The 19,315-nt window shown below is 35.9% G+C and carries 16 protein-coding genes and 5 pseudogenes; 5 read left to right on the top strand and 16 right to left on the bottom strand.

Features of this window, described 5'->3' with window-relative positions:
* Positions 1-79 precede the first annotated feature (79 nt).
* From ACXKY9_RS14285 to ACXKY9_RS14260, 6 genes and pseudogenes are all read right to left on the bottom strand, one after another.
* Positions 80-1,177 carry an L-dopachrome tautomerase-related protein gene (locus tag ACXKY9_RS14285; protein WP_015382380.1) on the bottom strand — a complete coding sequence of 366 codons (1,098 nt, stop codon included), beginning with the start codon at positions 1,175-1,177 and terminating at the stop codon, positions 80-82.
* Between the two features lie 719 nt (positions 1,178-1,896).
* Entirely contained in the window at positions 1,897-2,154 is a 258-nt protein-coding gene (locus ACXKY9_RS14280; protein ID WP_000873827.1) for a DUF3977 family protein, read from the bottom strand.
* 112 nt (positions 2,155-2,266) lie between these two features.
* Positions 2,267-4,117 carry a sigma-54-dependent Fis family transcriptional regulator gene (locus ACXKY9_RS14275; protein ID WP_000881432.1) on the bottom strand — a complete coding sequence of 617 codons (1,851 nt, stop codon included), beginning with the start codon at positions 4,115-4,117 and terminating at the stop codon, positions 2,267-2,269.
* Positions 4,118-4,430: 313 nt separating this feature from the next.
* Positions 4,431-4,769 carry an NIPSNAP family protein gene (locus ACXKY9_RS14270; protein ID WP_000499983.1) on the bottom strand — a complete coding sequence of 113 codons (339 nt, stop codon included), beginning with the start codon at positions 4,767-4,769 and terminating at the stop codon, positions 4,431-4,433.
* A complete protein-coding gene (locus tag ACXKY9_RS14265; protein ID WP_000635686.1) occupies positions 4,742-5,338 on the bottom strand; it encodes a GNAT family N-acetyltransferase in 597 nt (198 codons plus the stop codon). Before ACXKY9_RS14265 ends, ACXKY9_RS14270 begins: the two co-directional genes overlap by 28 nt.
* Positions 5,339-5,355: 17 nt before the next feature.
* Positions 5,356-6,122: pseudogene (locus tag ACXKY9_RS14260) on the bottom strand (DeoR/GlpR family DNA-binding transcription regulator).
* 250 nt (positions 6,123-6,372) lie between these two features.
* Between ACXKY9_RS14260 and ACXKY9_RS14255 the strand changes: the two are divergent.
* Complete coding sequence (locus tag ACXKY9_RS14255; protein ID WP_000838469.1) at positions 6,373-6,870, top strand: hypothetical protein; 498 nt, start codon at positions 6,373-6,375, stop codon at positions 6,868-6,870.
* A gap of 64 nt (positions 6,871-6,934) precedes the next feature.
* On the opposite strand, the gene ACXKY9_RS14250 is transcribed toward ACXKY9_RS14255, so the two are convergent.
* From ACXKY9_RS14250 to ACXKY9_RS14240, 3 genes and pseudogenes are all read right to left on the bottom strand, one after another.
* A complete protein-coding gene (locus ACXKY9_RS14250; protein WP_002101046.1) occupies positions 6,935-7,534 on the bottom strand; it encodes a class I SAM-dependent methyltransferase in 600 nt (199 codons plus the stop codon).
* A gap of 89 nt (positions 7,535-7,623) precedes the next feature.
* On the bottom strand, positions 7,624-8,025 hold the full coding sequence (locus ACXKY9_RS14245; protein WP_000877651.1) for an Rrf2 family transcriptional regulator: 402 nt from the start codon (positions 8,023-8,025) through the stop codon (positions 7,624-7,626).
* A gap of 85 nt (positions 8,026-8,110) precedes the next feature.
* Positions 8,111-8,296, bottom strand: a pseudogene (locus tag ACXKY9_RS14240) (DUF4085 family protein); the annotation flags it as partial.
* Here ACXKY9_RS14240 and ACXKY9_RS14235 point away from each other — a divergent pair.
* Positions 8,253-8,789 (top strand): hypothetical protein, encoded by a 537-nt coding sequence (locus ACXKY9_RS14235; protein WP_044129551.1) that lies wholly within the window; start codon positions 8,253-8,255, stop codon positions 8,787-8,789. The pseudogene ACXKY9_RS14240 and the gene ACXKY9_RS14235 overlap by 44 nt on opposite strands.
* 85 nt (positions 8,790-8,874) lie before the next feature.
* Here the strand turns inward: ACXKY9_RS14235 and lpdA are convergent, their stop codons facing one another.
* The 7 genes and pseudogenes from lpdA to ACXKY9_RS14200 all read right to left on the bottom strand — a co-directional run.
* Positions 8,875-10,254 (bottom strand): dihydrolipoyl dehydrogenase, encoded by a 1,380-nt coding sequence (lpdA, locus tag ACXKY9_RS14230; protein ID WP_000041212.1) that lies wholly within the window; start codon positions 10,252-10,254, stop codon positions 8,875-8,877.
* A gap of 15 nt (positions 10,255-10,269) precedes the next feature.
* Positions 10,270-11,460, bottom strand: coding sequence for a dihydrolipoamide acetyltransferase family protein (locus ACXKY9_RS14225; RefSeq protein ID WP_000257770.1), 1,191 nt, complete (start codon positions 11,458-11,460; stop codon positions 10,270-10,272).
* A gap of 27 nt (positions 11,461-11,487) precedes the next feature.
* Positions 11,488-12,522 carry an acetoin:2,6-dichlorophenolindophenol oxidoreductase subunit beta gene (acoB, locus tag ACXKY9_RS14220; protein WP_000198907.1) on the bottom strand — a complete coding sequence of 345 codons (1,035 nt, stop codon included), beginning with the start codon at positions 12,520-12,522 and terminating at the stop codon, positions 11,488-11,490.
* Positions 12,523-12,539: 17 nt separating this feature from the next.
* Positions 12,540-13,538 carry an acetoin:2,6-dichlorophenolindophenol oxidoreductase subunit alpha gene (gene acoA / locus ACXKY9_RS14215; RefSeq protein WP_000921275.1) on the bottom strand — a complete coding sequence of 333 codons (999 nt, stop codon included), beginning with the start codon at positions 13,536-13,538 and terminating at the stop codon, positions 12,540-12,542.
* A 169-nt stretch (positions 13,539-13,707) separates the two neighbouring features.
* On the bottom strand, positions 13,708-14,187 hold the full coding sequence (locus tag ACXKY9_RS14210; RefSeq protein ID WP_000233782.1) for a DinB family protein: 480 nt from the start codon (positions 14,185-14,187) through the stop codon (positions 13,708-13,710).
* Between the two features lie 42 nt (positions 14,188-14,229).
* Positions 14,230-15,426: an MFS transporter gene (locus tag ACXKY9_RS14205; protein WP_000664568.1), complete on the bottom strand. Its 1,197-nt coding sequence runs from the start codon at positions 15,424-15,426 to the stop codon at positions 14,230-14,232.
* Positions 15,427-15,536: 110 nt separating this feature from the next.
* Positions 15,537-15,809 (bottom strand): annotated as a pseudogene (locus ACXKY9_RS14200) (helix-turn-helix domain-containing protein); the annotation flags it as partial.
* Between the two features lie 90 nt (positions 15,810-15,899).
* Between ACXKY9_RS14200 and ACXKY9_RS14195 the strand changes: the two are divergent.
* The 3 genes and pseudogenes from ACXKY9_RS14195 to ACXKY9_RS14185 all read left to right on the top strand — a co-directional run.
* Positions 15,900-16,949: pseudogene (locus ACXKY9_RS14195) on the top strand (IS4-like element IS231C family transposase); the annotation flags it as partial.
* Positions 16,950-17,462: 513 nt separating this feature from the next.
* On the top strand, positions 17,463-18,770 hold the full coding sequence (ltrA, locus tag ACXKY9_RS14190; RefSeq protein WP_000169371.1) for a group II intron reverse transcriptase/maturase: 1,308 nt from the start codon (positions 17,463-17,465) through the stop codon (positions 18,768-18,770).
* A 143-nt stretch (positions 18,771-18,913) separates the two neighbouring features.
* Positions 18,914-19,306, top strand: a pseudogene (locus ACXKY9_RS14185) (IS4 family transposase); the annotation flags it as partial.
* Between the last annotated feature and the right edge of the window lie 9 nt (positions 19,307-19,315).

Here is a 19,315-nt window from a genome sequence, read left to right as displayed (position 1 = left end):
TCCAGCAGGTTTATGTTTTGGTTTTATAAAAAAGTTTGATCATTTTCTATCAATGAAAACAATTAATTGACTATTTTTATTATGAAGAGGTCGGAGCAGGAAATTCATCAATTTTGATACGAAGTAAACTATAAGGTTTCTGTCGTAAGTCTTTTCCATAATGAAATCTAGGCTGTCGATGTAATTGGTTCACAATGACATACAAATATTGATCCGGACCAATTGAAAAAGTATCCGGCCACAAAATTCTCGGATCATGTGCGATAGCTTCCATTATGCCATTTGGCAATATCTTACGGATACTGTTGTTTTCATAATCTCCAGCATAAACAGCTCCCTTTGCATCGGTGATCATTCCATCAGACGCACCTTTTTCTCCCCAATACTCCACATGATAAGGTAAATTCATGTCCGGTATCGTTCTGTCTCTCAAGGCTTCTGTTGAGATCGAGAACAAATGCCGACTGGTTAGTGGAGCAAAAAATAATATCTTTCCATCGGGAGAAATCGCAAGACTATCAGACGCCAACCTAAATGGAGAAGTTGAACCGTCTTTGTTTCGATTCATTAAAATTTGACCTTCTACTTTCGGTAAAAAATAGGGATCGGGTGAAGTTGAATTTGCTCCATTTAACCGTCTAAACGCGTTTCCATTTGATAAATCTACGACGATAATAGCTCCTGGTCCTCTTGAAGAAGAATCCGTTATATAGGCATAACCTGCTTTTCCAACACGAAAATCAAAACGGACATCATTCAGATAAGTTGTAGGCAGGACAACATCTTCTGTAAAGGTATATACTTTTCTTATTGTATTGGTTTCTAAATCAACAGCGACTAATTTTGCCCCCCCTTTAATAGGTTCAGAAAAATTGGGTGCCGCTGTATCTAATATCCAAAGCGTTCCCCTTCCATCAGCAACTACACTTTGGACACTGATGAAAGTCATTGGGATATTCTCGGGATTAACCAAATTGGTTTGTAAATTAGGATAAGGCTGCAATTTATCCTCAAAAATTTCCGCCACCGTAAATTTAACATCGTCTCCCCATTTCGGAAAGCAAATGAAAATACGACCGGTTTCTGAAACAGTAACACCTGTAGGCATAGCCCCATAAAATGCATAAACTAGTTCTAAATTACCGAAATATTTTTCACTAGGTAACATAGGTTTCATAATATCCTCCTCAAGCATTCAAACGGGATATCTCCTATATATGATTTATATTTTTTCTAGTGCATGTTTCTTAATAAGTTTTTCTATACGAAAAGATGATTGAATTGATTGTTTTCGAAATTTAATAAGTCTGTCAGAAGAAAGGAAACATTTTAATTTAAAGGTCTCCAGATGAAGTAGAATTCAATTAGCAGGTAGCGAAGTTCAACATTCCCGAATCAACGTTAAGCTGGTATAAAAAATGGGGAAATATCCCCCTTTAAATTTGTGAAAAAATGTACTTAAGCTAAACTGCCCGTTAGTTTAAGTGTAGCACTTCACAAACAATCTTTTGAGTATTCTTATTATTCCTGTTTCCTCAACAATCTGGCCCTTTAATTGAACAATACAACTGAAATTTAAGGGGCGAAAGAAAAATCTTATATTAATACAGGGTTTTATCAATCTTTTTTATAAATTATCAAACTTTATTTTAAATCAATACCACACTTTATTCCATGTTCCATGAGTGACTAACGGGTGCTTTGAACAAGAAAATAAAGGTGAGTACATATTATACATGACTAATATGCGCTCACCTTTATTTTTTTAGGATTTTTAGCTTTTAGGTCTTGATAATAATTTTTAGTGGTTTTATTAACAATTTATATTTAGTAAAATTGCTTTTTATGAATTTAATATAAGTCCAAAGAATTTCCTGGTCAATATAATAACGTATATCAGCACACTTTTTCTTTATTCAGTCTACTTACAATTCCAACTATAAATTTATATTCAATCCTCCTCTTCTTAGTTTTTTTAAACCCTTCTTTCGTATCAAAAATAAAACACGTTTTCCGAAACCAAATTCGTACATATAAAGACTCAAAATAAATAGGTTTTATAATTCCTCGTTCCTCAAATTCAGTTCCATCTTTATTTTCAGTTTCTGTTCGAACGAACCACCTATTTCCGAAGCCAATTTCAATATACTTCACATAAGTCCCCCTTTCGGAAATTAATTTCTAACTGTTCTATTATTTCCCCGGTAAGCGCACATTCCGACAGAACATGAGCCCACAAAGAAAAAGTAGATTGCAAAAATCTACTTTATAACTTATATTTTTGCATTCGTTTATAAAATGTACTACGGGGTACATTTAATAGTTTTGCAGCTAACGAAACATTTCCATTTGTCTTTTGTAATGCTTCAATCATGCTATCACGCTGTATTTTTTCGCGAAAATGTAATGTATGTTCTGTTTTATTTTCAACTTGTAACTCAAGTTGTTGTTGATTTCCCCTCATTGTTTGTAACAAAAAATCTACTTGTTTTTCGCATATTTCCCGTCCTTGCGACAAAATGTAAATGCGTTCTAATACATTTACTAGTTCCCGAATATTTCCGGGCCATGTATGTTGTAAAAATTGATTGTATATACTCTTTGGAAATACAACATTCCAATTCTTCCGTTCGCAAAAGTGTTGTATAAAATATGGGATATCCTCTTTTCTTTCTATTAACGATGGAACATATAACGGATAAACGTGCAAACGATAATATAAATCTTGACGGAATTTCCCTTCTTCTACTAACCGTAGTAAATCTTTATGTGTGGCAGTAATAATACGAATATTTACTGGTACCAATTTTGAACTCCCAATTGGAGTTATTGTGCGTTCTTGTAAAACACGCAATAATGCTACTTGCATCTCTGGTGGTACTTCACCAATTTCATCTAAAAATAATGTTCCTCCGTTTGCTTGTTCAAATTTCCCTTTATATCCTTGACGTCGCGCACCTGTAAACGCACCTTCAGCATAACCGAACAATTCACTTTCCATTAATTCTTTAGGCAAAGAACCGCAGTTAACAGCTATAAAGGGCCCGTCTTTTCTTGGACTATTTTCATGAATCGCTCTCGCGACATATTCCTTTCCTACTCCTGTCTCACCACATACATACACACTAGCATCAGTCGGTGAAACAAGCTTAATTTCTTCTAGTGTGTGTTGAAATGCTCTGCTTGTCCCGGTAACTCCTGAAAAAGTAATCCCTTTTATAAATGTGAGAGCAGAATATGTATTCATTTGTTTATTTTCCTTTAAATACATACATTTCCCAATCATTCTTTCATTACTATATACTGGTATCTCTAATTTAGTTTCCAATCCATGGTGCATTAACTCTTCAAGTTTCATTCTTGACCAATTATTTATTCGTTCACGAACGCTCTTACTCGCAGAAACGATAACATCACGATGATTACAAATAACTACTTGTTCATCACTATCAATGACATCTAAAAAACGATGGATTAAGTGTAATTCATTTTGATGAACTCTTATGCTACATTCACGTTCTATCGCATGTGCAATTGAAGTTACCATACCGAGCATATATGGATGCGAAAATTCAATCGGACACGAGAAATCTAGAACACCAATTAATTTCCCATCATCATTATGAATGGGAGCAGCCGCACAACTCCAGCTATGAGATGCCACGGTGTAATGTTCAGTACCACTTATCATAATAGCTTCTTCAATTTCTAGCGCTGTTCCAATTGCATTTGTGCCAACAGCTGATTCCGTCCATTTTACACCTTCAATAAAATTAATATGTTTCGCTCGCTTTAACGTTTGTTTATTTCCACTTAACGATAGAACATAACCATCTGGATCGATTAATAATGCCATCATTTGTAGTTCATCAATGGTTTTTCTCATATTTTGTATTTGAGGTAATGCGATATCAAGGAAAATTTCACTCTTTTTCTTTTGTTCTTGAAAAATGTTAGAAGACAAAATTTTCTGACCTTTATTCATGTGAGGATTAACATTAGCCTGTTTACATCGATGCCACGATTCTGAAATTCTTTGATTTATGCGATTTGAATCAAGAACACCTTCATTAACAAACTTTTTCCATGTATGTAAGTAAAACGGTGAAGCTAACATTGTATCATCTCCCTTTTAATTGTTTTGGAGATTTATAAAACATACTTTTATTATAAAACTGAATAAAAGCGTTTTCAATACAACTAGCAAGACGACACAAATATGTTAATAATTTGAATATCTTAATGCACTTCTTTATTCTTTTTTAGTAGCACTATATTTTGTATAATGGACGCAAAGAAAATACATAACCAAAACCACTTTTGTGGATTACCATTTATAAAGAAAACAATCACGGCTATTGCAAATAAAATAGTGGATGCTAAACTAAAATATAATTTTGTTTTAATTTCTCTTATCCCTCACCCCTCTGCTACTTTACAGTACATACTAACTCTTCATTTTTCATCTCTACTATGTACTCCTGTAAAACATATTCTTTCCCGCCATGGTTTTCATACCATTCATGTATTCCTTTAATATGCCTCTCGTCACTTCTAATTTTCGATTCTATTTCATTATACTGTTCATAACTATCATATTCCCATATGGCAAATACTTCAGACGTACCATTCTTATTATCTTTCATCCAGCGTCCTATTAGCCTAGAACCATGCTTTAATTGATTAGGTAAGTTCGTGTGATTGAAATGATCATTAAATACTTCTATGAATTCATTTTTCACTACATAGTACTTCCTTCTGTAAAACATACTTCTTCACCTCTTTCATGAAAAGTATTAGTAAATCTTCCCATCACTACCGTATTATAATACTTTCCATCCGATAGTCTTTTGTCATTTTTCAAAATGCCTTCTACTTCAAAACCTAATTTTTTATAAAGATGAATAGCTTTCTCGTTTGTCTCTAATACTTGTAAAGATATTTTATTTACTGCATTTTCGTCAGCCCATTTAATAGATTGTTGTAATAGGCTCTTCCCCATTCTATATCCCCAAAACTCTTTTAAAATACAAACGCCAAACTCCACTTTATGAGATAATCTCTTAAAATTTGATCCTTCACATCTTGAAAATCCAACAATTCGATTGTGCACTTCTACAACTAAAAAGAGATTCTTCGTTTCTTCACTATCTGTTTTTATTATTTTTTGAAACCCTAGGTCATCTATAAATCCCTCTCCAGCATCTCTATCCATATTTTCAGTTTCTCCATCAATCTGAACTCTAATTTTCGATAACTGCTCAGCATCTTTTTCAGCTGCAGAACGAATTGTATAAGTTAATCCATTTATATGATACTCTTGCTCTTTTACAATCATGTCAAACTCCTTTCAAATCAATATAATGGCGCTATTACAACTTGTTTACCTTGTTTCTCAAATTCCTGAACAGTTTCTTTACTAGCCTCTTCGTCAGTTATAATAAGGTCAATTTCTTTTAGAGACTCTCCTCTTATAAAACAATCTATTCCAAGTTTATTATGCGGAGCTAAACAAATATTTCTTCTAGCAATTTCACTTACTCTTTTACTAAAATAAGCAACTTCAGGTGTTGTGCAGTACTAATACCTTGTAATGAAATGCCTCCACCTGTAGAGAAATAAAGATCAATAGAAAATCTACTTATCAATTCAGAGGCAAATGTATCAGTAATATTTCCTGAAGGCTTTACTTTTCCACCAATTAAATATGTATCGATGTTCTTATATTCTCTTAGATGACCAGCTATTTCTATAGAATTCGTAATAACCGTAAATGATACTTCCGGTAAATATTTCAGCATCGCATTATGAATGGAAGCCCCGCCAATAAAAATAGAATCATCTTCTTGTATATAAGATGCCGCAACTTTTGCAATTGTGTTCTCATATATTGAGCTATCACTATAACGTTTAGCTGGTTCCGCAGCTAAGTTCCTCACTCGCGTAAGTTCAATTGCACCTCCGTGCGTTCTTTTTAATAAACCATCCTTTTCCATAATAGACAAATCTCTTCTTATAGAATCAATAGACATTTCAAATCTTTCCGCAAGTTCCTTTGCGATTACTCTTCCATCTGTATTAAGTAGTTCTAAGATTCTCTCTCGACGTTCTTCAGTAAACATGTTATCACCACCGTTATTGAAGATTCAGAAACTTAAACTTTATTTTAATTATATGTATGCCTCTTCTGTTTTACAATATTTTCAGTTCTTATTTATTCCGTTTTATACAGTCTTCTCCCGCTTTCTATCCCATTAATTTGCCAACCGAATAAATGTATATCTGTATATTACGCAAAAATACTTTCATTTACCTTCCTGTTGATGTAAAATTATTCCTATGTTTTACTTTTTAATACAGAAAGGGATTACTATGAAATCATTAATCAAAACGACATGTACAGCATTATTATTTACTGGAATATTAACAGGATGTAATAGCAATACTACATCAAAACAAGAAAAGAGCGCTCTCGAAAAGAATGCAATGCACTATGGAGAAATAGTTAAAAACGAATACTATAGAGCGACAGTTGAAAATGCAAAGTTTGAAAAAATAGACAAAGAGCGACGCCTTACTACTCGTGTTATGATTAATAATGTTCGGGACGATGGACAAACTATTGATCTTTCGGAAATAAAATATTTCATACAAGATGAAAAAACTGGTCAGAAATATGAAGGTGAAGCTCATCCGATAGATGACGAGCACTATAAAAATGTTCCACACGAATTCTCTTTAACTACTGACGTTGTGTTTGAACTGAAAACTTCACCAAAAGATTTAAATAATATGTATTTATACATAGATAGCAAAGCAGCGCCGTTAACAGATACATATTGGAAGCTTGATAATTTAGTATCTAAATAGAAAGACCAGTCTTACATGACTGGTCTTTTACATTCATACATTTAACTTTCATTAACACTTATATTCATTTTCTAATAACAACTTGAATAACATCAGCTAAACCAGTGTGCCCTTTCCCTTCAATTCGCTCTTGTTCGCCATTAAAGAAATGAATTACCTTATGTTCTTCACACCAAGTAAGGATATCAATTGGATCATACAGCATATCAACATCTTTTGGTCCACCAGTACTATAGTTTATTTGTTTTTTTGAGTAAACTTCAAACATAATTAAACCACCAGGCTTTATCGTTTGTATCATTTTACCTAATATCATTTTTTTATAATTATCATGAAAATGTCCAAATACCATAATTGCTACATCATATTCATTTTCTGGCAAACTATCAGCTAATAAATCTACTTTTTTTGTATGCACGTTTACGTTATGCTTCTCTGCCAATTTTTTTGTCTTCTCTAATCCATCTTCCGAATAATCAATAGCTGTTACTTCGTTCCCTTGTCTTGCTAGAAATACAGCATTTCTACCTTCTCCCTCCGCAAATGCTATTACTTTATTGTGATTTGCTAAACGAAATGCTTGTTCTTTAATAAATGTATTAGGTTCTTCCCCGTAAAAATATTCATCTGATTTATATCGATCATTCCAAAATTTAGTCATCATCTTCTCTCCTTCTTCATATCATTTTCTAACTACAATTAAAGATATCGAAGAGTCTTTTTATCCTTAATTAATTTAAAAATAAAAGCAGATTAAAAATCCACTTTTATTTTTTTCGCAAGATCTACGATTTTTTGATTTCGTAACTTTTCTTCCATTTTCTCTTCTGCTGCAAGCATTACTTCATTAATTAAACATCCAGGTTTGTCATGTAAACAACATTCAAACAATGATGTTTTACCTTCAATTGCATGTATAATATCTAAAAATGAAATATCTTCCCAATTCTTACTAAGCGAGTAACCGCCCTTTGGACCAGATGATGAATGTATCATCCCTTCCTTCGTCAACTTAGTTAGTATTTTAGACAAGTACGTTGGTGAAACATTTTGCATTTCTGCTAATTGGTGAACACTAACTAACTTATTTGGTGTAGCCTTTGCCAGAAAAAGCATTGTATGAAGAGCATAATTTGTAGCTTTAGAATATTTCATAATACAGCTCCTATTGTAGACTTCATGTATCTACAATAACTTTATTTTTTTATTATGTCAAACGTTTGTAATACTCCATACAACATTATTTCTTCACAAGTAATACATCTGCCGCGAAAATCGTCACTTCTCTAAATGGAGAGTCAAATAAAACACCTAGTTTAAAACCATCTTCAGTAAGAGCTATTTCATGATATAACCACCAAGCATTTTCAAAGTTTTCCGGCATAGAACACTTTGTTACTCCTATAAAGGTTACTTCAAGTAAGTCATTTGATTATTTAAAAGTGGATGAACAAAATGTTAATTCATTTGCAAAATTAAATGATCAGGATAAGAAAAATATCCAAATTACTATGGTATTACCAGAGCAAAATGAAAATAGGGATTGGCTAGCTTACGGTTTTACTAGTCGTGAAACATTAGATGCGTATATTGAAAAGGATAAAAAAGCAATTAAAAATAAAATTAATCCTTTAGGTAGCGGTGCTGGTAGTACTGATTTTTATGAACATAAAGATAAAGGTGGCCAATATATTTACTGGAGCAGCGGATTTAAAAACTTACCATCTAGCTGGAATGACAGAATTTCTTCTGTAAGTACAGCGTCACCTTCTGCAAGTTATTCAACGACACTTTGGGAGCACACTTCAACACAAGGATATGGAAAAGGCGTTTTATTTAAACACGCTGATTGGTACGGTAAAACTGCTAATTTAGCTGCTGATTGGAACGATATTACTTCAGCGATTGAAATTAAATAGTAATAAGACATTTAATTTCTTCTATAAAAATTCAAACCACTATTCTCTCTTTCATTTAGAGAATAGTGGTTTATCATATTTCTATTTAAGCATGTACAGCATGTCCTACTGCTTGCATTAACGCTTCATGAATCGCCTCAGATAAAGTTGGATGTGCTGCAATATAATCTCTCATTATATCAGCGGTAACTTCTGTATGAATCATTACAGTTCCTTGTCCAATCAGTTCAGTGGCATGAGGACCAATAATAGAAATCCCTACAATTTCTTGGTATTTAGGTTCCACAATGACTTTTACTTTACCCATTTGTTCGCCAATAATAAGCGCTTTTCCGTTTGCTGTAAAAGGAAATTCTCCAATTTGTATGTCACCGTACTGCTCTCTTGCATCTTTTTCTGTTAAACCGACACTAGCAATTTCTGGAGCTGTATAAATACAGCGAGGTACAGCATGGTAGTTTACTTTTACATCTTCTCCACTCGCGTGTAATGCTGCTGTCGTTCCTTCATGGAAGGCAACGTGAGCAAGCTGAATTCCACCGATCACATCACCAGCTGCGTAAATATGTGATACGTTCGTTTGCATATGTTCGTTCACAGCAATCCCTTTATTTGAAAACTGAACCCCTGCTTTTTCTAAATCTAATTGTTGTACACGTGGTTTTCGGCCGACAGAAATGAGAACATATTCCGGGTTAGCTTCTTGGATACTACCTTCATATTCAAATGAAGCTTGCTTCTTATAATTATTTAATCCTTTTAAAGCAGCTCCTGTAAATATTTCTACGCCATCACTTTCTAATTTCTCTCTTAAAATATGTGCGATATCTTCATCTTCACCTGGTAATAATTGCGGTGCCATTTCAACAATCGTAACTTTTGTCCCAAGGCGACTATAAATACTTGCAAACTCGCATCCTATTACACCACCGCCAACGATTAACAATGAAGATGGTACACTCTCAAGAGACATCGCATGGCTACTATTTAAAATCCATTTTCCATCAAACGGAGCGAATGGTAATTCTGTAGGTTCGGAACCAGCTGCGATAATAAACCTCTCTCCATCCACTACTTCTTCTTTATTTCCTTGTACAACTCGCACACGATGATCCGTTTCGAATTTCGCTTTTCCTTTTACAACTTTAATTTTATTTTTCTTCATTAAATATTGTATTCCTTGGACGAGTTGCATTACGATTTGTGATTTCCTTGCCTGTATTTGATCCCAATCAATTGATATACTTCCTGTATTAAGCGTAACCCCATAATCATTCGCTTTTCTCACAATGTCATGCACTTCTGCACTTTCTAACAATGATTTCGTCGGCATACACCCAACATTTAAACACGTTCCGCCAAGGTCAGCTTCATCAATAAGAGTGACCTCTTTTCCATTTTGAGCCGCGGTAATTGCCGCTACATATCCAGCTGGTCCGCCTCCAATTACAACTAATTTACTCATTCTCTCACCTTCTCTTTATAAAAGAATTGTTATAGGTTCTTCTAAATAATATTTAATTGTGCGTAAAAATGCAGCTGCTGGTGCACCGTCTAGTACACGATGATCGAATGTTAAACTTAAAGGTAACATACTACCTTTTTTAAATTTTTTCCCTTTATATACAGGAACATGTTCAATTGCGCCAATACCTAAAATACCAGTCTCAGGTGTATTTAATACAGGTGTGAAATATTCAATACCAAAGCTACCTAAATTACTAATTGTAAATGTCGTTCCGTGCATATCATCACTACTTAAGCTACCTGCTCGCGCCTTTTGTGCCATATCCTTAATCTCTTTAGACAACTCTACTAAAGATAAATTATTTGCAAAGCGAATAGCTGGAACGACTAATCCTTTTTCTAATGCGACTGCTATGCCTAAATGCACATGTTCAAATTGATGAATGGCATCATCTATATAAGCGCTGTTCATTTCTTTATGCTCTCTAAGCGCTAATACAACAGCACGAGAAACGAAATCCGTAATGGTTAGTTTGTTTTCGTATCGTTTTTGCACAACTTTCGCTATGTCTTTATGTAATGCAACTAAATCTGTAACATCTACTTTCATCGTTAACGTTAATTGCGCACTATTTTGTAAGCTTGCATGCATACGACTCGCAATTGCTTTTCTCATACCAGTAACAGGAACGACTGTACTTTCTTCTTGTTCAGGTACTTCTGGATTTGCTACTCTTTCTTCTAGCGCCTTTAATACATCTGCCTTTGTAATCCTTCCGCCAGGACCTGTACCAACTAATGCCTTGATATCCAGATTTTCAGACTTTGCAATTTTCTTCGCTACAGGTGAAATTTTAATTCTTTGCTTCGCTACTTCTTTCCCATTTGGTTCTTGATTTTGTACTTCTATATTAGATGTTTTTTCTTCTACCACATGTGTGCTTTCCTGCATTTCTACTTTTTCATTTGGTTTACCGATGTAGCAAATTACAGTACCAGGCGGCACTCCTTCATCTTCACTTACAGCTATATCAAGTACCGTACCATCAGCTGGCGCTTCAATTTCCGTTTCAATTTTTTCTGAATTAATACTAGCAATTAGTTCTCCTTTTGCTACATTATCGCCTGCTTTAATATTCCAGCTCGTAATAATACCTTCTTTCATCGCCATACCTAACTTCGGCATTACAACTTCTACAGCCATGTGTCTCTCTCCCTTCTCATCGTTTTATTACACATGTAATAAAGATTGGTCTCCAATCATTTCTGATACAGTTTCAATTACTTTTTCTGGCGTTGGCAAATACAACTTTTCAAGTGGTGGTGAGAACGGAACAGGTGTATGTGGTGCTGTAATTCGTTTAATAGGTGCATCTAACAAATCAAAACCTTTATCCGCTACAATTGCCGCAATATCTGTTGCGATACTACATCTTGGATTCGCTTCGTCAATAACGATAAGACGATTTGTTTTTTCAACAGATGATAAAATAGTATCTTCATCAAGCGGTGATAAAGATCGTGGATCAATTACTTCTACTTCAAGCCCCTTTTTCGATAATTGCTTTGCAGCTGCAAGTGCTGTATGAACTTGTTTTCCGATTGCGACAATTGTTACATCAGAACCTTCTCGTTTAATATCTGCTTTTCCTAAAGAAATTGTATAATACCCTTCCGGCACTTCACCTTTCATATTGTAAAGTGTTTTATCTTCAAAGAAGATTACCGGGTCGTCATCTTCAATTGCCGCTAATAATAAGCCTTTTGCGTCATATGGAGTAGAAGGAACGACAACTTTTATACCTGGAATGCTCGTAAATAAGGCATACAAACTTTGTGAATGTTGTGCAGCTGCGCTAAAACCTGCACCGTGCATCGTACGTACCGTAACTGGCACTTTCGCTTTACCACCAAACATATAGCGGAATTTTGCACCTTGGTTTAATACTTGATCAAGACAACTACCAATAAAATCATTAAACATTAATTCAGCTATCGGACGTAACCCAGTTGCAGCAGCTGCCATCGCAGCTCCCATATAACCCGCTTCAGAAATTGGTGTATCCAATATACGATTTCGGCCAAACTCTTGTACAAGTCCTTTCGTAACACCAAGAACACCACCCCAAGCTTCATCATCTTGCAGATGATCAACTTGTGCACCGCCTGCAACGTCTTCACCTATTAAAATTACATTTTCATCACGACGCATTGAGATTTTCATCGCTTCATTAATTGCAGTTGACATACTTACTGTTCTAGTCATAATTTTTCACCCTCCTCTTATTTGTAAGAAACGTATACATCTTTTAATAATTCTTCATCGTCTGGGTATGGACTATTTTCACTAAATTCAATGGATCTTTGTACTGCATCATCTACTGCTTTTTCCATATCAACAAGTTCAGATTCCGTTAATAAACCTTCATGAATTAAATGCTTACGGAAATTCACAATCGCATCTTTTTCATTTAAATGTTCTTCTTTTTCTTCTGATGTTTTATATGTTTGCGCTTCACCTTCAAAATGACCGTAATTACGATATGTCATACATTCAATAATTGTTGGACCATCACCATTACGCGCACGTTCCACTGCTTCTGCAGCAGCTTTATATACAGCTAGAAGATCTTTTCCATCTACTTGAACGCCTGGAATATTATAAGCTTTTGCACGATCCGCAATAGAATCACAACTTGAAGCATATTCAAATGTAGTTGCTTCACCGTAACCGTTATTTTCTGCAATAAAAATAACTGGTAACTTCCAAATCGCCGCTAAATTAACCCCTTCATGGAATGTTCCTTCATTATTTGCTCCGTCACCGAAGAAACAAACACTTACATCTTTTGTTCCTTTATATTTAGCTGTCAATGCTGAACCGCAAGCAAGTGGGAAACCCCCGCCTACAATGCCATTAGCACCAAGCATTCCTTTATCTAAATCCGCAATATGCATGGAACCGCCTTTACCTTTACATAATCCTGTCGCTTTCCCGAAAAGTTCAGCCATCATACCATTTAAATCACAACCTTTTGCGATACAATGTCCATGACCTCTATGTGTACTTGTAATACTGTCACTATCCGTTAAGTGGGCACATACACCAACTGCTACCGCTTCTTCACCTGCGTATAAATGAACGAAACCTGGCAAAACGCCTTGCGCGAACAATTCATGTACCTTATCTTCAAACTTACGAATCTCTAACATTTTTTCATACATCCAACGAGCTTGTTCTTTCGTAATTTCATTCCCTTTACTTTCAGTTGTTTTTAACATGTCCAGCCCTCCTATTTTCTTGATCATCTTTTATATTGCAAGTACCGTGCCAAATTCTAATCCTTGATTTAATAAGTTTTCTCTTTTCTTTCATAATAAAAAAGTGGACAAAATGAGACATCTGTCTCGTTTTGTCCACTTTTGTTCACCTAATTTGAGAACTATTATTTTATTCATTATCAAAGCTCCGCTGTAATTTTCGGATGTAAATAATTTGGCCAATATGATATGCATTATGAGTTGTTACATTCGCTAACACTTCCCACCACTTTGCAGAAACAGGAAATCCTACTACATCACTTTCAACCTTTTCTTCATTTATAAGATTTTGCCATTGTAACAGTTTTTCTAGTAGTTTTTCCCGTAATTCATCGAAAGTTTGATTATCTGAAAGCATAAAACTTTTGTTATTATCTCCAATAGCGGGTACTGCATTCACATTTGATTCTTTATACCTAGTTTGCCACGTTGAGTTCCAATACAGTAAATGTTGTACAATTTCAGCTATACTATTACTCTCTTCATTCGGTTTCCAGAAAGCTTCTCTCTCAGATAGATCTTTCACTGCATCTGAAAATGGAATATACCAACTGGGATCGTTTGCATTCGCCAACAATTGATCCGCTAATACATCCTTCACATGGACCATTTTTCTTCCCTCCTGTTAAAAAGATTCATTTCATGACAATACTCACTTCTCTAAATACGCTGAGTTTGTAAGATTTCCTCTTTTTAAGCATAACCCCATACATATGCACATAAAGAAACCGAAAGCACCTAATACATAAGCTAATGCATAACCACTTCTCCCAATAACCCAGCCCGCAATTCCAGGTCCAATCATTTGCCCAACTGCATAGAAAACAGATATAAAACTAATTGCCATTGAGACATATTTCGGAGATACTTGCTTTGAAGCTGCAACTTGAATTAATAATAGTATACCTCCGAGGCTAGAACCCCAAATAATTGCCGACACGATAAAACCAGTTATATTTCCAAATATAATTGGAGCCATATCACCTATAATAGCTAATAAAAGCGCACTACATAAACTCTTCTTTATACCAATTCGATCCGAAATAAATCCCCAGACAGATGCTCCTACGATTGAAAAGATGCCAGCAATTGCATAAACAGTCCCCGAAATTGATGCTGAGATACCACTATCAATCATAAAACTAGTTTGATATAAATTTGGAATTAAATATACAACACCAACAATAAAATACATCCATGCAATGATATATAGTTCTTTCGTTTTCCATAAAAACGATTTATTACTCATTTTTTGCTCATCTTCAGTAACTTCTGGATTTTTCAAAACAACTGAAGCGACAAATACAATGATACATGTAATAACTCCAAACAAAAACCATGCACCACGCCAACTATACTCAGGAAATGTGCGCACTACATAAGGAACAATTATTCCACTAAATAGCATACCTATACCTGCACCGCTTAATAACAGTCCCATTACAGTTCCTCTTTTGTCTGGAAACCACCCTACCGTTATTGACATGAGTGGTGTATATACAAGAGCACTACCAGCTCCAGCACATAGCATACAAAAAGCAACTATCCAAAACGAAGAAACAAACGCTAATCCCATTAAGCTTATAACGACGAACCAACTGCCTATTAATAAAACTGATTTTGCGCCAAAACGGATAGTAAATATTCCAGATGTTCCTACAGTTAATAAATAACCTAAAAAAAGTATGGTTCCTAGCATACCTGATTGAGCCGTAGATAAGTGAAGTCCTTCCTGCATAAATGGCAGTATAATTCCATATGCCATACGGGCGAAACCAGTTGTTGTTATAATAAGAAAGATTCCTATTAATACAAATATCCAAAAATGACTTTCATTCCGCTCTTTCATTTAAATTCCTCCATAAAAAATTATTTCCAATTGGATGTTGATTGTAATTATAATGATTATGACGAAATACAACTACCAAATGGTGGAGGAGTTTACGGTATAACGGATTTTTAATACATACGCAAAATTTCAGAAGGTTTCATTCCATATTTCTTTTTAAATGACTCTGAAAAATGACTAATATTATTGTATCCAACAGCAACTGCCGTTTCGGTCACATTACTAGTTCCCGAACGCAATAAAAGCATTGCTCTTTCCATTCGCTGTTCTCTTAAATATGCAAATGTGGACGTGCCAAATAATTCTTTAAAACCAATTTTTAATTTATAATCATTTAATCCTACTATTTTAGCTAATTCTAATAATGATGGGGGTGACTCCACATGCCCATCAACTTAAGAATTTGCACTACCCCCAAGTGTCAAAAAACGTTATTCTTTCTAAAAAGCTAGCTAGAAAGGATGACATTTTTTATGAATCTTTCAATTCAAGATGAATTACAACTATTTTCTGAAGAGCTGTATCGTCATTTAACCCCTTCTCTTTTGGAAGAACTCGCTAAAGAATTAGGTTTTGTAAAAAGAAAACGAAAGTTTTCAGGAAATGAATTAGCTACCATATGTATCTGGGTCAGTCAACGTACAGCGAGTGATTCTCTCGTTCGACTATGCAGTCAATTACACGCCGCCACAGGCACTCTTATGAGTCCAGAAGGACTCAATAAACGCTTTGATAAAAAAGCGGTTGAATTTTTGAAATATATTTTTTCTGCATTATGGAAAAGTAAACTTTGTAAAACATCAGCCATTTCAAGTGCAGCACTCACGTATTTTCAACGAATCCGTATTTTAGATGCGACGATTTTCCAAGTACCGAAACATTTAGCACATGTATATCCTGGGTCAGGTGGTTGTGCACAAACTGCAGGTATCAAGATTCAATTAGAATATGACTTACACAGCGGACAGTTTTTAAACTTCCAGGTAGGTCCTGGAAAAAATAATGATAAAACATTTGGAACAGATTGCTTAGATACCTTACGGCCGGGTGATCTGTGTATTCGTGATTTAGGATATTTTTCATTGGAAGACTTAGATCAAATGGATCAACGTGGCGTGTGCTATATATCAAGACTTAAGTTAAACCATACCGTCTATACGAAAAATCCATTTCCAGAATACTTTCGAAATGGGACAATCAAAAAACAGTCACAGTATATCCAAGTTGATTTAGAGAACATTATGCACACGTTAAAACCAGGACAAACGTATGAAATAAAAGAGTCGTATATTGGCAAGAATCAAAGATTATTTACAAGAGTAATTATCTACCGATTAACAGAGGAACAAATACTGGAACGTAGAAAAAAACAAAGCTATACCGAAAGTAAAAAGGGGATTACATTTTCAGAAAAGAGTAAACGATTAACGGGTATCAACATATATGTTACGAATACGCCTTGGGAAGTGGTTCCGATGGAACAAATCCATGATTTTTACTCCCTCCGCTGGCAGATCGGCGTGTCCAGATAAGGACACATTATCTAGTTGGTGAAAGTCCAATCGGGAGAATAGACTCCACTCCCGTAGCCTGAGAGGCGCCATGAAGTGAAAGCGACATGGCGAAGCCCTCTGACATCACATGCAAAAGGCATGTGGGCAAATCTCCAGGTTGTAACGTACAGTGAACGTAGATGTAGCCTCGTTACACGCAATTCCGGTGGCTGAGACGGTCGATAACGTGCGAAAGCAACAAGAACTGACCGAAACGAGTCTGGAACGGCAGTTCTCACCGGCGGGGTATCAGCGGCGACATGGAGAGAAAGATAATGTGGAAACTGGAGAAGCCCTCGACACCCGATGAAGAAATCTCATCGAGGAGACCGTCTCTATAACCGCGATCGGGAAGTGAGAACGGTAGGTGTCAGGGTGGCGGAACGGATCGTAGTACCAGAGATCTGCGTGCAGCAAAACACGCGGGGAGGAAAGGATCCGAACCTGTAAACATTTCGTATGACTAAAGGAGGCAAGGGTGCTATGACAAAAACACCCATCACTTTGCAGGAACTAAGGCAACGAATCTATCGAAAGGCGAAGTCTGAACCTACGCACCGGTTTTGGGGGATATTTACCCACATTACCAAAATTACAACCCTTCACGAAGCATATCAACAGGCGAGGAAAAACAATGGTGCCCCAGGCATTGATGGAAAAAGTTTTGCTGATATAGAACTAGAAGGAGTTATCCCATTCTTAACGGGTATTCAAGAAGAATTACAAGCTGGAATATACCAACCACAAGCCAATCGAAAAGTAGAAATCCCAAAGACAAACGGCAAAATGCGAACTCTGCAAATTCCGTGTATACGAGATCGTGTAGTACAAGGAGCGCTAAAACTCATATTAGAAGCAATTTTTGAAGCTGATTTCTGTCCAAACTCGTATGGGTTTCGGCCGAAACGCTCTCCACATCAGGCATTGGCAGAAGTACGACGCAGTATATTGCGCCGTATGACCATAATAATTGATGTTGATTTGTCACGCTACTTTGATACAATCCGACACAACATATTATTGGAGAAAATCGCGAAACGTGTCCAAGACCCACAGGTTATGCATCTTGTAAAACAGGTAATTAAGGCAACAGGAAAGATCGGTGTCCCGCAAGGGGGACCATTTTCTCCACTAGCCGCGAACATTTACCTCAATGAAGTGGATTGGACATTTGATACCATTCGACGTAAAACAGCTGATGGCAATTACGAAGCTGTAAACTATCACCGTTTTGCCGACGATATAGTTATCGCTGTAAGCGGACACTCCAGTAAAAGTGGATGGGCTGAACTGGCATTACGACGACTGTGGGAACAGTTAAAGCCTTTGGGAGTTGAACTGAATCTGGAGAAGACTCAGATGGTCAATGTCCTAAAAGGAGAATCCTTCGGATTTTTAGGATTTGACCTGAGACGAATACCGAACCGAAATAAGAATGGATTCTTCGTTTTCATGATCCCGAAGAAGAAAGCTCGCACGACAGTGAAAGCAAAAATTCGCGAACTCATTCAAAACGCAGGAGCGAAGCCAGCACAAGACTTAATAAAACAAATCAATGCCGTACTGACTGGATGGGTGAACTACTTCCGGGTTGGGAACTCTAGTCAAGCTTTCAGTGAAGTACGTGATTATACGGAGATGAAAATTCGCACACTGTTAACGAGAAGGAAACGACGACGAAAGCGTAGCATCGGATGGCAGAGATGGAGTAACGAATATCTCTATGGTGTACTGGGGCTTTACTGGGACTGGAAAGTCCTTCCCCTGAAAAGTGCAGAGAGTTTCCGATGAAAGTGTCTGCCATTTGATAGGTCTCATAACCCTTTTGATGAAGTTTATGGGGTGAGCTGCTTGAGGGAAAACCTCACGAGCAGTTCTTATGGGGAGAGGCTGGAAACGGATCACAACTGATACCGCGCCAGTCTTTTACCCGACAAATCATATTTAAAACGTGGAAATCTCTATTTCAAATTCATCATTGGCAAACTATCAAACAAGAGCGATTAGAATGCCATGTGTATGGAAAACTCATTGCCATTTTTATATGTTCTTCCACGATGTTTAAGATGCGCCAACTTCTGTTGCAAAAGCACAAAAGAGAACTAAGCGAATATAAAGCAATTGGGATGATTCAAGATCATCTATCCCTGTTATATCAAGCGATACAGAGAAACACCCGTATAATAACAAAGGTTTTAATCCGCCTGTTTACCCTACTAAAGAAAAATGGCCGGAAATCCCATCGATATGAGAAGAAAACTATCTTTGATATTATGGGTGTTGTCTATGAGTATAATGGATTGAGAAAACAAAAGAAAGCTGCATAAGAAAAAAAT

It is taken from the genome of Bacillus sp. 2175 (assembly GCF_057812155.1).
The sequence above is the reverse complement of the archived record's forward strand: the minus strand, read 5'-3'. Positions and strand labels throughout refer to the sequence as shown.

Bases quoted from the DNA above. Each gene is read 5' to 3' on its own strand.
- ACXKY9_RS14270 (WP_000499983.1), bottom strand. From the start codon at position 4,769: ATGTTTTACAGAAGGAAGTACTATGTAGTGAAAAATGAATTCATAGAA.
- ACXKY9_RS14255 (WP_000838469.1), top strand. From the start codon at position 6,373: ATGAAATCATTAATCAAAACGACATGTACAGCATTATTATTTACTGGA.
- lpdA (WP_000041212.1), bottom strand. From the start codon at position 10,254: ATGAGTAAATTAGTTGTAATTGGAGGCGGACCAGCTGGATATGTAGCG.
- ACXKY9_RS14265 (WP_000635686.1), bottom strand. From the start codon at position 5,338: ATGATTGTAAAAGAGCAAGAGTATCATATAAATGGATTAACTTATACA.
- ACXKY9_RS14205 (WP_000664568.1), bottom strand. From the start codon at position 15,426: ATGAAAGAGCGGAATGAAAGTCATTTTTGGATATTTGTATTAATAGGA.
- ACXKY9_RS14210 (WP_000233782.1), bottom strand. From the start codon at position 14,187: ATGGTCCATGTGAAGGATGTATTAGCGGATCAATTGTTGGCGAATGCA.
- ACXKY9_RS14225 (WP_000257770.1), bottom strand. From the start codon at position 11,460: ATGGCTGTAGAAGTTGTAATGCCGAAGTTAGGTATGGCGATGAAAGAA.
- ACXKY9_RS14285 (WP_015382380.1), bottom strand. From the start codon at position 1,177: ATGAAACCTATGTTACCTAGTGAAAAATATTTCGGTAATTTAGAACTA.
- ACXKY9_RS14275 (WP_000881432.1), bottom strand. From the start codon at position 4,117: ATGTTAGCTTCACCGTTTTACTTACATACATGGAAAAAGTTTGTTAAT.
- acoA (WP_000921275.1), bottom strand. From the start codon at position 13,538: ATGTTAAAAACAACTGAAAGTAAAGGGAATGAAATTACGAAAGAACAA.
- ACXKY9_RS14250 (WP_002101046.1), bottom strand. From the start codon at position 7,534: ATGATGACTAAATTTTGGAATGATCGATATAAATCAGATGAATATTTT.
- ACXKY9_RS14245 (WP_000877651.1), bottom strand. From the start codon at position 8,025: ATGAAATATTCTAAAGCTACAAATTATGCTCTTCATACAATGCTTTTT.
- acoB (WP_000198907.1), bottom strand. From the start codon at position 12,522: ATGACTAGAACAGTAAGTATGTCAACTGCAATTAATGAAGCGATGAAA.
- ltrA (WP_000169371.1), top strand. From the start codon at position 17,463: ATGACAAAAACACCCATCACTTTGCAGGAACTAAGGCAACGAATCTAT.